Origin of the sequence: Ascidiaceihabitans donghaensis, assembly GCF_900302465.1 — a bacterium.
Lineage (GTDB): Bacteria > Pseudomonadota > Alphaproteobacteria > Rhodobacterales > Rhodobacteraceae > Ascidiaceihabitans > Ascidiaceihabitans donghaensis.
The window spans coordinates 336,615-350,983 of the sequence record NZ_OMOR01000001.1; the positions used below are offsets into that span (position 1 = coordinate 336,615).

Annotated in this window: 14 protein-coding genes; 10 read left to right on the plus strand and 4 right to left on the minus strand. The window is 56.2% G+C overall.

The genetic code is table 11. The annotated features are described in order from the left end of the window. Positions 1–99: 99 nt before the first annotated feature. The 4 genes from ASD8599_RS01725 to ASD8599_RS01740 form a co-directional block, all read right to left on the minus strand. Positions 100–1,029, minus strand: coding sequence for a LysR family transcriptional regulator (locus ASD8599_RS01725; RefSeq protein ID WP_108826937.1), 930 nt, complete (start codon positions 1,027–1,029; stop codon positions 100–102). Between the two features lie 105 nt (positions 1,030–1,134). After that, positions 1,135–1,809, minus strand: a complete 675-nt coding sequence (locus ASD8599_RS01730) for a DUF1028 domain-containing protein (protein ID WP_108826938.1) — start codon at positions 1,807–1,809, stop codon at positions 1,135–1,137. Beyond that, positions 1,806–2,222, minus strand: a complete 417-nt coding sequence (locus ASD8599_RS01735) for a RidA family protein (RefSeq protein WP_108826939.1) — start codon at positions 2,220–2,222, stop codon at positions 1,806–1,808. Before ASD8599_RS01735 ends, ASD8599_RS01730 begins: the two co-directional genes overlap by 4 nt. A 16-nt stretch (positions 2,223–2,238) precedes the next feature. Then, entirely contained in the window at positions 2,239–3,516 is a 1,278-nt protein-coding gene (locus ASD8599_RS01740; RefSeq protein ID WP_108829952.1) for a flavin-containing monooxygenase, read from the minus strand. Positions 3,517–3,798: 282 nt separating this feature from the next. On the opposite strand from ASD8599_RS01740, the gene ASD8599_RS01745 reads away from it, so the two are divergent. From ASD8599_RS01745 to ASD8599_RS01790, 10 genes are all read left to right on the plus strand, one after another. After that, the gene (locus ASD8599_RS01745; protein ID WP_108826940.1) at positions 3,799–4,890 is read left to right on the plus strand and encodes an ABC transporter ATP-binding protein; all 1,092 of its coding nucleotides are present in this window, start codon (positions 3,799–3,801) and stop codon (positions 4,888–4,890) included. Further along, positions 4,890–5,816 (plus strand): ABC transporter permease, encoded by a 927-nt coding sequence (locus ASD8599_RS01750; RefSeq protein ID WP_108826941.1) that lies wholly within the window; start codon positions 4,890–4,892, stop codon positions 5,814–5,816. Before ASD8599_RS01745 ends, ASD8599_RS01750 begins: the two co-directional genes overlap by 1 nt. Further along, the gene (locus ASD8599_RS01755; RefSeq protein WP_108826942.1) at positions 5,813–6,619 is read left to right on the plus strand and encodes an ABC transporter permease; all 807 of its coding nucleotides are present in this window, start codon (positions 5,813–5,815) and stop codon (positions 6,617–6,619) included. Before ASD8599_RS01750 ends, ASD8599_RS01755 begins: the two co-directional genes overlap by 4 nt. Positions 6,620–6,638: 19 nt before the next feature. Continuing rightward, positions 6,639–7,667 carry an extracellular solute-binding protein gene (locus ASD8599_RS01760; protein WP_108826943.1) on the plus strand — a complete coding sequence of 343 codons (1,029 nt, stop codon included), beginning with the start codon at positions 6,639–6,641 and terminating at the stop codon, positions 7,665–7,667. A 69-nt stretch (positions 7,668–7,736) separates the two neighbouring features. Continuing rightward, on the plus strand, positions 7,737–8,777 hold the full coding sequence (locus ASD8599_RS01765; protein WP_108826944.1) for a histone deacetylase family protein: 1,041 nt from the start codon (positions 7,737–7,739) through the stop codon (positions 8,775–8,777). Next, positions 8,764–9,180, plus strand: coding sequence for an amidase family protein (locus ASD8599_RS01770; protein WP_108826945.1), 417 nt, complete (start codon positions 8,764–8,766; stop codon positions 9,178–9,180). Before ASD8599_RS01765 ends, ASD8599_RS01770 begins: the two co-directional genes overlap by 14 nt. A 197-nt stretch (positions 9,181–9,377) precedes the next feature. Then, on the plus strand, positions 9,378–10,640 hold the full coding sequence (locus ASD8599_RS01775) for an imelysin family protein (protein WP_108826946.1): 1,263 nt from the start codon (positions 9,378–9,380) through the stop codon (positions 10,638–10,640). A 33-nt stretch (positions 10,641–10,673) separates the two neighbouring features. Further along, on the plus strand, positions 10,674–12,257 hold the full coding sequence (locus ASD8599_RS01780; RefSeq protein ID WP_108826947.1) for a di-heme oxidoreductase family protein: 1,584 nt from the start codon (positions 10,674–10,676) through the stop codon (positions 12,255–12,257). Beyond that, positions 12,254–13,270: an imelysin family protein gene (locus ASD8599_RS01785; protein ID WP_108826948.1), complete on the plus strand. Its 1,017-nt coding sequence runs from the start codon at positions 12,254–12,256 to the stop codon at positions 13,268–13,270. Before ASD8599_RS01780 ends, ASD8599_RS01785 begins: the two co-directional genes overlap by 4 nt. Further along, positions 13,270–14,367, plus strand: a complete 1,098-nt coding sequence (locus ASD8599_RS01790; protein WP_108826949.1) for a DUF1513 domain-containing protein — start codon at positions 13,270–13,272, stop codon at positions 14,365–14,367. Before ASD8599_RS01785 ends, ASD8599_RS01790 begins: the two co-directional genes overlap by 1 nt. Positions 14,368–14,369 lie beyond the last annotated feature (2 nt).

Here is a 14,369-nt window from a genome sequence, read left to right on the forward strand (position 1 = left end):
CTCCTGTTGGAAAGCTGCTGTGTTTGCAGTCGTGACAGAATAATGGCTTAGGCTAAAGTCGCAGTTATGGAATCACGGCTTAGGGTGGGCTTAAGTCTTTTACGACGCAGGGACACCGGGGTATCCCCATTTCGAGATCGACTGCGTTGCGTGATCAATGAAGGCATCCACGGATAAAACCGACCGTGCGCCGTGCGGGATCACGAACCCCAATCGCATAGGGCGGTGTGTGCCTTCCAATGGAATAAACCGCAATTCGCGCCCGTCAGGCGACAGGTCGGAATGGGGCCGGATGTTGGCCATGGAAAATCCGAAACCATTGGCCACCAATGACCGCATTACCGCCATATCGCGAGTCCGTTCCACGATTTTCGGGGCGACAGATGCCTGTTCAAAAATGCTAAGGAAATAGGTGCTGCTGATCGGCAGATCGAGCAAAACCATTGGATGATCCGCCAACATTTTGACCGAGACGGATTTGTGGTCTGCCAAAGGATGATACCCCGACACGACCGCATACAACGGCAGTGAGCGAACAGGGATGAACTCCAGATCAGGCGGAATTTCCAGATCATACGTTAAGGCCACGTCAATTTCAGCGCATCTGAGCTTTTCGATCAGTGTCTCTTGGTCACATTCAAATTGCGAAACCTGTACGTCGGAATGAGCGTCTTGAAACCTGCGCCGGATTGCGGGCAACAACACCTGCACAAACGTCAAAAGGCAGCCGACATTCAGCGGGCCTTGCACGTTGCCCGATATGGTGCCCGCAAGCCGATTAAGACCTTCGGCCTCGTTCAGAACCCTGCGTGCCTGATCCATGAATTGCCGGCCTGCCTGCGTCAGGCTTAGGCCGTGGGCGTGTTTGCGTACAAAAAGCGGCAGGCCAAATTCAGCCTCTAACTGGGTGATCGCAGCCGAGATCGAGGGCGAAGACACGTTCACCATCGCACTTGCTTGCGCAATGGACCCCTGTTCGCCGACAGAGACGAAGTATTCCAATTGCCGCAATGTGAACCGTGATGCCATTAATCCAACATGCCTGAACCGCAGGCAGGATCAAGCTGAATAAGGGGCCACATAAATGGGGCCGGTGTGTAGATCTGCAAAAGCGGTGGCGCGATAAGAAAGGTCCTATTCGTCACCGGGGACGCCATAAGAAGGCGCCTCGCGAGGGTCAATTGCGCGTTGCACATAGGCGTCCAGTTGGGGCTTGTAGATTTCCCAAGCCGTTGCGACATTTTCGATTGGACAGGTTTCTGTCCAATCGCAGCGCAAATCCGCCACGGGCCACGCGACCTTGTCCACTAACAGCATTCCAGCGGAATGAAGCGGCCCCGCTTCGCCACCCTGTGCCAGCCCCGCACGCATCGCGGCAATCAGGCGATCTCCAAGATGCCCCGTGGACGCAAGAAACCCGTCCACAACCGCCTGCGGCACACCGTCGTTGGCCAACATGTTGCCGCCAGACGCCACATCCTGCGCTTGCGCTTGTGTCCAAATGCCAAGGGAATTCGGGCCGGAATGGATGGCTGTGGCGCCTGTTTTATCGACCGCCAGGACCTGACGGTATTCGATGAACTTTCCTTGCGATTGTACGGCTGCGATGGCCTCTGGCGCAGTCATCCCTTCGGCCATCAGATCAAGCGCCAATGGCCCCAGCGTTGGGTCCGTCACATTCTGTGAGGCGACGGCGCCAACGCCTGCGCGGGCATAGGCACATCGTGCCGCAACGGCAGGGGAAGAGGATGAAATCGCCAGACCAAACATGCCAGTCTCGGCGCAGCGTGCAACGAGGGAAAAGGTCATGCGGGGATCACCGCCGTGCCGTCAATTTCGACCAGCCATTCGGGCCGCGCGAGGGCCTGCACAACCAAACCTGTCGACACCGGATGCACGCCTTTGATGTATTCCCCCATGGTGCGATAAACGGCTTCGCGGTGGCGCACGTCGGTGATGTAGACCACGACTTTGACAAGGTGCTCCATCTCGCCGCCCGCTTCTTCGATCAGCTGTTTGATATTTTGCATGACTTTATGCGTCTGCTCGACTGGATCGTTGCTGGTGATGTTCACTGCGTCATCCAAATTCTGTGGACATTGGCCACGCAGCCAGACGGTCTTTCCGCCTTCCGTGACAACCGCTTGGCACAGATCATTGTCGAGGTTCTGTTCGGGATAGGTGTCCGAAGTGTTGAATTTGCGAATGCGGGTATGGGCCATTTGGACGTTCCTATAGTTATTCTGCGGCGGGGCGCACGATTTCAGCGGCACCACGATAATCGGCGTAGGCGCGTTGAATGCCAATCTGGTCTGCGACAAATTTTGCATCATGCCAGACACCCCAAAGAAAGGTCGATCCACGCCGTGACTGCCACGGCAGACCCAGAAAATAGACGCCGGGTTCTTTAGATACGCCGCGTTGGTGGATGGGCGCGCCTTTGTCATCAAAGGCATCGACCTTAAGCCAGCCGAAATCCTGTTTGTATCCGGTTGCCCAAATGATCGTCGTGATACCCTCTGCCGCCAGATCAAGACTGCCGATGGGATCACTTAGGCTTGCCGGATCAGAGAACACCTCGCGTGCTTCTGGTTCTGGAGGCAGGTCAAGGCCCATTTGCGTCACGTAAGCATCTGCCGCATCCAACAGATCAAGGTAATTTTCGTCACCCGCTGCAACATTTTCCTTTAGGTCATCCGCAAATGAAAGCGTGCCGTCCGCATATTTGTCAGTAAGACCAAGAAGCGTCACGCCTTCGTGTCCAAGGCGGCGGAAATCCATGGTGCGACCTCCATATGCACCACTGACCGAGATCGTCACATGTTCGGTGCCGGGTTCTTGGGCGGCAAGATCCCATAATCCCAAAACACCCAACCACCACACAAAATCGCGCCCGCGATAGCGGCGCGGTGGGCGGTCGTGTGGGCCAACGGACAAAAACACGTTGCGCCCCGCCCTGTTCAATTCATCCGCAATCTGCGCCCCGGACGATCCGGCCCCAACGACCATAACCGCCCCTGCATCAAGTTGGTCGGGGTTGCGGTAGTCGGCGGAATGTATCTGTGTCACCGGCGCGGCAGCTGGGACAATCGGTGGGATCACCGGATGTTGAAATGCGCCCGTTGCAGATACGATGCGCGCAGCCTCGATCACGCCATTTGTGGTCTCGACGCGAAATCCGGCACGATCGGGCAAGCGTTCGGCCTTGATCACTTCCACACCCGTTCGCACAGGCGCGTCCACCATCGCCGCATATTCTTCGATGTAGTCGGCGACGCGATCTTTGCCGACGAATTCATCAGGTGCGTTGCCGTTAAATTCCATGTTGGGGAACCGATCGTGCCAGACAGGGCCGTTTGTCACCAAAGCGTCCCACCGCGACGTACGCCAGGCCTCGGCGATGCGATCTTTTTCAAGCACTAGAAACGGGACGCCCTGTTTGCCCAGATGTTCACACAGCGCAATTCCCGCTTGCCCCGCCCCAACAACAAGCGTGTCTATGGTTTCAACTGGCATAGGCGTGATCCCCCCGAGCGTGATGTGTTTTGGATGTGGTTTCATCCGCTTGTGTTCCAGTTCTGCCTTTAGCTGCGCGTGGGGGAAAGAAGTGTCTACATTAGTCCTGATTAGGTCTTGGCTAAGTTTTTGTGTGAAAAGGAAGGATTCACCTAAGCCCGCCTTCGGCAGAAACGATTTCTTAACATCCCACGCTTCGTCTTAACCTTTGCCAAGGAACCTGCGGGATGGCTTTGGCAAAGGCTGTGCATGCTGGGTTCCTTACAATGCTGGGGGACACCAATGCAGGACACTGCGGAAATTGCGGTTGATGTGCGCGGCGCGGTCAAGCGCTACGGAAGTTTCACCGCCCTGCAAAAAATTTCGCTTGGCATACGGGACAATGAATTTTTCACCCTTTTGGGTCCCTCTGGCTGTGGGAAAACCACACTGCTACGCATGATTGCGGGTTTTGAAGACGTCACAGAAGGCGGGATTTTTCTGTTTGGCGACGAGATCGCGAAACTGGCGCCAAACCAGCGCCCCGTGAATACGGTGTTTCAGAACTACGCGCTGTTTCCGCATATGACGATCCTTGATAACGTGGGGTTCGGCCTTGAGATGAAAGGCGCCTCGCGATCGGATGCGCGTAAACGTGCCGGAGAGATGCTTGAGCTGGTCCAACTGACGCAATTCGCCCACCGCAAACCGGCGCAACTGTCGGGTGGTCAACAGCAGCGTGTTGCCTTGGCCCGCGCCTTGGCCCCATCCCCCAAAGTTTTGCTGCTGGATGAGCCGTTGTCCGCGCTTGATCTGAAGCTGCGCAAGGCCATGCAGATTGAACTGAAACACATTCAACGCGAGACCGGCATTACCTTTATTTTTGTGACCCACGATCAGGAAGAAGCGCTGACCATGTCCGACAGGATTGCGGTTATGTCTGCGGGTGAATTGCAACAACTTGGCGCACCGCGTGATATTTACGAACACCCGCGCAACATGTTTGTGGCGGATTTCATCGGCGACACGAACCTTCTGGAGGTGTCCGTCGACAAGATCACCGACGGGCGCGCCCTGTGTTCCATTGGTGGGGCCAACACGCTGAGCTGCATGGCGGTGGACGGGGTGGATGTGGGTGCAAAAGTGCATTTGTCTGTACGCCCCGAACGGTTGACGCTGTCGGACAGCGCACTGTCACCCGAAAGCCTGCCCGGAAAAGTCGTTGAGAATATTTTCATCGGCACCGACATCAATACGATCATCGACCTTGATGATGGCCCGCAGTTTACGATCCGCACCTCTAATTCGGACCGTGGCAACAAGCGGATTATCGACATCGGCAGTCCCGCCTTCGTCAATATGGAAGCAGGTGCTGCGCGCCTGTTGGTTGATTAATGGCAGGGGGTGCTGCATCGGGCGGGTCATCCGCGTCAGATACTTACGCAAAGGCGCGACACTGGTTGCTGTTGCCGTCTTGGGTCGTGCTGGGGGTCTTTGTCTTTGCACCTGTCTGCGTGATGTTGATCTATTCGTTCCTGACAAAAGAATTTCGTGGCGGCGTCATTTGGGAACCCTCGCTGGCCGCCTATGATCAGTTCTTTTTTGACCGCGGGTTGTTTGGCGACAGCGATCCAACCCTCCAATGGACCTATATCAGTATCTTCTGGCGCTCGATCTGGCAGGCGGGTCTTGCGACAATTCTTTCACTGCTGATCGGATTTCCAACCGCCTATTTTATTGCGACGCGCCCAGAAAAAACCCGTGCCCTATGGGTGTTTTTGATCACAATTCCTTATTGGGTGAACTTGCTGATCCGCACGGTTTCGATGAAATTCCTGCTGCGCGATGAAGGGCCAATGAACGATTTCCTCATCAGCGCAGGGCTGATCGATGACCCGCTGCGCATCATCAACACCAACCTCGCTGTGCAACTGGGACTGTTTTACAGCTATTTGCCGTTTATGGTTCTGCCAATTTACGCCGCCGTTGAGCGCTATAACTTTACCATGAGCGAGGCCGCCGCAGACCTTTACGCCTCAAAATTCACCACCCTGCGCCGCATCGTTTTGCCTGCTGTGAAACCCGGTGTGATTGCGGGCTGCATTCTGGTTTTTGTACCCAGCCTCGGCGCGTTTCTGGCCCCTGATCTATTGGGCGGTGCCAAAACATTCATGATCGGTTCACTGATTGAAGAGCAGTTCAAAGGCAACGCTGGCAACTGGCCGTTTGGGGCCGCCGCCTCGATGATCCTGCTGACAATGGTAATGGTTGTCCTGTTGCTCTTTGCCCGTCAGCAACGCCAGGCAGGGGGGCAGGCATGAGCGACAACACAGATGTCAAAACCTACGCGGGCTTCAAAGCGATGACGGTGCTGTGCCTTGTCATCCTTTATGCGCCGCTGGCTGTGGTGACGATCTATTCTTTTAACGCCTCTGCCTCGATCACGGTCTGGGAAGGGCTGTCGCTGCGCTGGTATGTCGATGTGTTTGTTGGGCCGGAAAGCGCCAAATTCCAGAAAGCGGCGATAAATTCGTTCTCGATTGCGATCATCGCGGCCACGGCGGCCACCGCCATCGCGACCGCTGCGGCGACTGCGATTGTACGGGGTGGCAAATACAAATTGCGCACGCCCTCGCTGGGATTGATCACGTTGCCGATCATGGTGCCTGAAATCGTGCTGGCTGTGGCGACGTTGATTTTCTTCAATTCCGTGGGTTTCACACGCGGCTATATGACGATCCTTGTGGCGCATATCGCGTTTTGCATCCCCTTTGCCTATCTGCCCATTCAAGCGCGGATGCAGGGGATTGAGGACACCTATGAACATGCTGCGATGGACCTTTATGCGACGCGCGCACAAGCTTTCCGGCGCATTCTTTTACCTTTGATGATGCCCGGCATTATCTCGGGGTTTTTGCTGGCGTTCATTGTCAGCCTCGACGATTTCATCATCACCAATTTTGTCAAAGGTGCCGGGATTGAGACCTTGCCGACGGCGATTTTCGGGTCGGTGAAACAGGGTTTGAAACCCAACATCATGGCTATCTCGACGATGCTGCTGGGCCTCTCAATCGTGATGGTGACGATATCATACTTCGTATCAAAAACAGACAATACAAAATGACAACAAGGGAGCTAAACACATGAAATACCTAACAACATCCGCTATGGCCTTAGCGCTGATGGCAAATGCCGCCGCAGCTGACGGTGATCTGGTGATCTATCACTGGTTTGAATACATGCCAGCGGAACTGCTGGAAAAATTCACAGCTGAAACCGGCATCAACGTGACAATGGACACCTACGATTCCAACGAGGCGATGCTTGCCTCGCTGAAAGCCGGCGGCATGGGCACTTATGACGTCGCCGTGCCGGGCGATTACATGGTGGCGATCATGGCGGGCGAAGGGTTGCTGGATACGATTGCAGACGGCGAGCTGTCCAACAAAGGCAACATCGCAGCTGAATGGGCAGATCCGTCGTTTGATCCGGGCCGCACACATTCCATTCCCTATCAGTGGGGCTCCACGTCCTTTGCCGTCGATACGGCCGCCTATGATGGTGACATCAACACAACCGACTTGCTGTTCAACCCACCAGCCGAACTGGCAGGCAAGATCAACATGCTAGACAGTCAAGGCGAAGTCATGGCGCTTGCCTCGCTGCATATGGGTATTCCGCAATGTTCGTCAGACCGGGCCCAACTGAGCGCGTTGAACGATATGCTGCAAGGCGCGAAAGCGAACTGGGCGTCGTTTAATTCAGATACAGCGCGCGAAGTGCTTGTGTCCGGTGACGCATCCGTTGGCATGATCTATGACGGTTTCAGCGCTAAGGCACGCGCAGAACGCGACACGATCAAATACGCCTTCCCGACACAAGGCTATGTCGTGTGGATGGACAATGTTGTTCTTCTGAACGACGCCCCAAACCGTGAAAACGCGGTAAAGTTCATGGATTTCCTGCTTGAGCCTGAAAACATCTCGGCTGTGTCCAACTATGCGCGGTATGGCTTGGGCGTGTCGGGCGCGGAGGAATTCCTTGATCCGGCATTGGCCACATTGCCAGAAGCAAATCCGCCTGCCACGGCTGGCGCTGGTGCGTTTATCGAAGTGTGCGATCAAGAAACCCAAGCGGTTTACGACCAAATCTGGACCAACCTGAAAAACTGACCGACAGTCGGGTACAATCACGGCGACCTCTCGTGTGGGGTCGCCGTTTTGTTATGGGAGACAGGCGACATGGAAACGATTTTCAGCGAAAAGCACAGGCTTCGAAATTCAAAGACCGAGCTGTTTGGCGGCGAACTGGTCGAACCGTTCGAGCGCCCGTCGCGTGCGGAATACATCATCGACCGGGTCCGCGCCGTGAACCTTGGCCCGGTATCTGAGCCCGACGACTTTGGCATGGACCCGATCTTGGCCATTCACGACAAAGGGTTCATCGATTTTTTGCTAACCGCTTGGACCGATTGGCAGGCCGAAGGCTTCAAAGGCGAAGCAATGCCCACCGTTTGGCCGGCGCGGCGTATGTCGACCCACATTCCAAATCACATCGAAGGGCGTTTGGGCTATTACGCGCTGGCCTGTGAAACAACCATTTCAGATGGCACATGGGAAGCCGCATACGCCGCGGCGCAGGTGGCGCTGACGGGTGCGGAACGTGTTTCTGCGGGCGCACCTGCGGCCTTTGCCCTGTGCCGTCCGCCGGGGCATCACGCCGCCATCGATATGTATGGCGGCTACTGCTTTGTGAACAATGCAGCCGTCGCGGCGCAGCATCTGCTGGACAAAGGCGCTAAACGCATCGCTGTTCTGGACGTGGATTTTCATCACGGCAACGGAACACAGGACATCTTTGACGCCCGCGATGATGTGTTGTTTGTCTCGTTGCATGGCGACCCGATGGACGCCTTTCCGCATTTTCTGGGTCACGCCGATGAAACGGGAACCGGCAAGGGCGAGAGCTTTACGATCAACTATCCTTTGCCTCCGAACACCGATTTTGCAACGTGGCGGGCAGCTTTGGCCAAAGCGCTGGTACACATCAAAGATTACGCCCCCGATGCTCTGATTGTCTCGCTTGGGGTGGATACATTTGAAACCGACCCGATCAGCTTTTTCAAACTGCAATCAGAGGATTTCAGCACATACGGGGCCGACATCGCGGGCCTTGGGCTGCCGACATTGTTTGTCATGGAAGGCGGCTATGACATTGAAGAGATCGGCATAAACACAGTGAATGTCTTGCAAGGGTTCGAGCAGGCAAATGGAGGTCGTTGAAGCCTCAATTGCTGATTTGCGCCATGCCTTGGAAACGGGCGCTGCGACATGCGTGGACTTGGTCACGACCTATTTGGATCGCATTGCAAAATATGACCGCGATGGTCCTTGTTTGAATGCCGTTCCGGTCATGAATCCTGATGCGCTCTGCGATGCAAAGGCCGCCGATGCACGTCGCAGAAACGGCCAGGTGAGCGGCCCGCTTGATGGCATCCCTTACACCGCAAAAAACAGCTTTAAGGCCAAGGGCATGACGGTTGCCGCAGGCTCCCCCGCCTTTGCCGAATTGGTCGCAACGGACGATGCTTTTGCCATCGCGCAACTGCGCCGTGCTGGGGCGATCCTGATTGGGCTGACAAACATGCCACCCATGGCAAATGCTGGCATGCAGCGTGGTCTTTAAGTGCATAAAAGTTGGCCGACGCACCGGGTTCAAGGGCTTGGTAGGTGAAAATTGACAGGCACCAAAATTCTTTACTAAAAAAGTCGGGTTGACATGTCTTATGAAATTACTCAGGTATTGGCGCAGACCCAATTCGCGGCCACCTAGCTCAAGTGCCATGGCTTCCGCTTGCATTTTTCTTATCGTTAGGACGCACCATGAAACCCGTTTATCTGTCAACTTCCGTGCTGTGTTTGGCATTGGCCACCCCCGCGTTTGCAACTGATAAAACCGAAGTTCTGCAAACATACGCCGATATTGCCGCGGCCAAATACGCGGACAGTCTTATGACCGCGCAGACCTTACAAGACGCGGTAAACGCATTGGTGGCAAACCCGTCAGCTGAGGCGTTGCAAGCCGCCAAGTCAGCGTGGCTGTCGGCGCGGGTGCCTTATCAGCAGACCGAAGTGTATCGTTTTGGCAATCCAATCGTGGATGATTGGGAAGGCAAGGTGAACGCATGGCCGCTGGATGAAGGTTTGATCGACTACGTAGACGCGTCCTATGGCGGGCCATCTGACGAAAATGAACTTGCTGCACTGAATGTTGTGGCCAACCCGAAGTTTTCTTTGTCGGGCAAGACAATCGATGCCAGCGACATCACACCAGCTTTGCTGGCTGAAACACTGCATGAGGCTGACGGGATCGAGGCCAATGTCGCAACCGGTTACCACGCGATTGAATTTATGCTGTGGGGTCAGGACTTGAATGGGCATGGCGCCGGTGCTGGCAACCGTCCTTGGACAGATTACGCAAAGGGCGACGCATGCACCCACGACAACTGCGACCGCCGCGCGGATTATCTGGTGGCTGCCGCACAGCTGTTGGTGTCCGATCTGGAATGGATGGCAGCGCAATGGGCAGATGCGGGTGCGGCGCGTGCCGACCTGACTGCGAATGTCGACGCCGGTTTGGCCGCGATTTTGACGGGCATGGGGTCACTGTCGTATGGTGAGCAAGCAGGCGAACGCATGCGTCTTGGCCTGATGCTGAATGACCCCGAAGAAGAACATTCCTGTTTTGCCGACAACACCCACAATGACCACTATTATGACGGGTTGGGCGTGCAGAACGTATATGTGGGCGAATACGTCCGCGTTGATGGCACATTGGTGTCAGGTCCATCCCTGGCGGATCTGGTTCTGGCTGCAGACCCCGCGCTTGATGCCGAAATGCAAGGAAAATTGTCGACCACGATGATGTCCTTGGGACGCATAAAAACGGCGGCTGAAGCTGGATTTGCCTACGACCAGATGTTGGAACGTGGCAATACGGCAGGCGACGCGTTGGTGATGGGCGGTGTGAACGGATTGATTGATCAAACGCGCAGCATCGAAAGGGTGGTCACGGCACTGGGCCTTGATCAGATCGCTTTTGAGGGCTCCGACAGTTTGGATGATCCCGAAGCTGTGTTCCAATAACGCATTTGGCCTGACAGCAAGGCACGAAAGATCATGTTAAAATTTGCACTTCCTTTGCATTTGACCCTGCGCAGTTTTGCGTGGGGGCTGTCTTGTGTGGTTGTGGGCGCGGGTGCTTATGCAGACAAACCCGCAGCACCGCCTGTTTGGACGCTTGGTGATCCGCATCTGGACGTGGTTCCGCGCACGCCGCAAGAAGCCAAGCGCATTTCCGATGTCACCGCAATGCCTACAGATTTTTCCGTGCCGCACCGCTTTGAAGAAAAGTCTGCAGGTGCTGCCACCGTGCGTGTGGCCAATTCGGCAGATGCGTTTTCGCGCCCATCGGGCAACATCACCTTTGAAGACGAGTTGAATTTCAAGGTCGGCAATGGTCTGTTCCGCAAGCTTTGGGTGTCTGCGCCGGCCTCCACGTTGGCCTCTGACGGCTTGGGACCGCTATATAACGCGCGGTCCTGTCAGCGGTGCCACATCAAAGACGGGCGCGGTCATCCGCCTGAACAAGACGACGACAACGCGATTTCGATATTTCTAAGGGTGTCTATCCCCGCCTCGGCCACCGCAATCGACACCGTGAAAGCAGCTGAGATCGCAGGCTACATCGCCACCGCACCTGATCCGACCTATGGCTCGCAATTGCAGGATTTTGCTGTGCAAGGCCACGCGTCAGAATACCGTTTGGATGTACAGTACACGGAACGGGCGATTGCGTTGGCCGGGGGGGCAACTGCGTCGCTGCGCCATCCTGAATACAAGGCTGCTGATCTTGGCTATGGTCCGTTGCACCGGGATGCAATGCTAAGTCCGCGTGTGGCCCCGCAGATGATCGGACTTGGTCTGCTTGAGGCGATACCGGCTGCGGACATTCTTGCACAAGCGGACCCGGACGACGCCGACGGCGACGGTATATCGGGCCGACCAAATGTCGTGTGGTCTGTTGAATTTGACCGACCAATGTTGGGGCGGTTTGGCTTGAAGGCGGGCAGCCCGACAGTCAAAGAACAATCAGCAGCGGCCTTTGCGGGGGACATCGGGATTTCATCGCCCCTGTTTCCGGCAGGCGCAGGGGAATGCACCGATGCACAGACTGCTTGCCAAACTGCCGTACATGGCGATGGCGACAACAGAGGCACTGAAATTGACGCTGAAGGCCTTGAACTTGTCAGCTTTTACAGCCGCAATCTTGGGGTGCCTGCCCGTCGTGATGTGGGGGGCGTAGACGTTCTGCGCGGCAAACAAGTGTTCCATGCAACGGGGTGTGCTGCGTGTCATACACCCAGCTTTGTGACGCACCGCTTGCGCGACCAACCCGAACAAAGTTTCCAGTTGATCTGGCCCTACACCGACATGTTGCTGCATGACATGGGGCCGGATCTGGCCGACAATCGCCCCGAAGCCCGCGCCACCGGCCGTGAATGGCGCACACCGCCGTTGTGGGGGATCGGGTTGACGCAGCAAGTCAGCGGCCACAGCTATTTTTTGCACGACGGTCGTGCGAGATCGCTGCTGGAAGCGGTTTTGTGGCACGGTGGTGAGGCGCAAACGCAGCGCGATGCTGTTGTGGATATGTCGATTGCAGACCGTGCGGCCCTTATCGCTTTTCTGGAGAGCTTATGAGACCAACCTACCTAGGTTTTGCACTGCTGCTTTTGCCTGCGTTGGCGCAGGCTGATGCGCAAAGTGATGCCGTTGAAAACATTTTGGACGATCATATTCTGCCCGGATTTGAACAGCTTGCAGTTACGGCGCAAAGTCTGACGAACACGGCTGCGGACAACTGTGATCCGACATCGCAAGACCTGAAGGTGGCCTATGGCGCTGCTTTCGACGCGTGGGTGTCTGTCAGTCATTTACGGTTTGGCCCGACAGAGGTTGATGATCGCGCCTTTGCACTGGCGTTCTGGCCGGACAGCCGTGGGGCGACGCCGCGTGCCTTGTACAGCCTGATTGCAGCGCAGGATCCGGTTGTGGCATCCGTTGCAAATTACAGCGAAGTTTCCATTGCCGCCCGTGGGTTCTATGCAATGGAATTCTTGCTGTTTGATGATGCGATACGCCGTGCGGGCGATGCGCAGTATCATTGCGCGTTGGTTCAAACCGTAAGCGCGGACATCGCCGCAACAACGCAAAACATCTACGCCGATTGGCAGTCCGGTTTTGCGCAAGAACTGCGTCAACCCTCAGCCGATGGAACATACCGCAGTACCGCCGAAGTGTTGCAGGAACTGTTCAAGGCGCTGTCCACGGGACTGCAATTTACATCAGACACAAGGCTTGGACGTCCTTTGGGGTCTTTCGATCGCCCGCGCCCCAAACGGGCCGAAGCGCATCGCTCTGGCAGGTCGGCGCAGCATGTGATGCTTAGCCTAACCGCACTGCGTGATCTTGCAGCACGTCTGGCAGGTGGTGACGCGGAACTGGCGGCCCGGCTGGACGCACGGTTTCAGACGGCCTTGTCCCAGTTAGAGGCGTTGAATGACCCTGGCTTTGCATCTGTGGCTGATCCGCAGTCGCGTTTGAAAGTCGAAGTTTTGCAACAATCCGTTGACGCTATCCGCGCGACCGTGCGCGATGAATTGGGCCCGACTTTGGGGGTGGCGGCAGGTTTCAATGCGCTGGATGGTGACTGATGGTTGATGCGTTTGCAGGTCGGCGACAGTTCTTGGCAGGGCTTTTGGCCACTGGTTTTATGCCCAAACCGTCGTGGGCCGATGCTGGGTCGCCGAGTTTTTTAGCCGCAGCGGCCAAGCCTGACGGGTCTTATGTCTTATGCGGCATCTCAGCTGATTTACAGGTGCGGTTTGCGCTGCCCCTGCCGGATCGCGGTCACGCGGCAGCCGCACACCCCACTCGCCCCGAAGCCGTGGCCTTTGCCCGCCGCCCTGGCACTTTTGCGATCGTGATCGATTGTGCGCAGGGAATAGAACGGGCAGTGCTGTCAGCGCCTGCGGGGCGCCATTTCTATGGGCACGGCGCATTCTCGGCGGATGGGTCTTTGTTGTTCACGACCGAAAACAATTACGAGGCAGGCGAGGGTCGTATCGGTGTCTGGGATACGCGGCAGGGGTACAAACGCGTTGATGAATGGGCCAGCGGGGGTGTCGGCCCACACGACATCAAACGTCTGCCCGGCACCGAACGTCTGGTCGTGGCAAATGGTGGTATTGATACGCATCCCGACAGTGGACGTACCAAATTGAACATTGCCACGATGCAACCTTCACTGACTTACATCGAAAATGGTCGCGTGGTTCAGGACGTGGCGCTGGGCGAGGCATGGCGTAAAAACTCGATCCGACATCTTGCTGTGGCGTCGGATGGGTCTGTGGCCTTTGGGATGCAATGGCAAGGGGGTGACGTTGCGCCTGCACTTGTCGGTGTGCACCACCCGGTCAAAGGCTTGCGGATATTGGATGCACCGTCCGATGACGTACGCCGGATGCAAGGGTATGTTGGCAGTGTTGCCTTTTCAAATGACGGCGCACGTATCGCTGTGACGTCACCCAGAGGGGGCGTGATGCAGGTGTATGACACCAAGGCGTCACGGTTTTCCCACAACATTGCCGAACCGGATGTCTGCGGGGTCGCGGCGATGGGGCATGGGTTCGCCATGTCGTCGGGTCAGGGGAGTATAAAACACATTGACGATCGCACCCCATACACAACGCGCCACACGAATTTACAGTGGGACAACCATTTGGTGCCCGTTGTGGACGCGTCTGTGTAGGC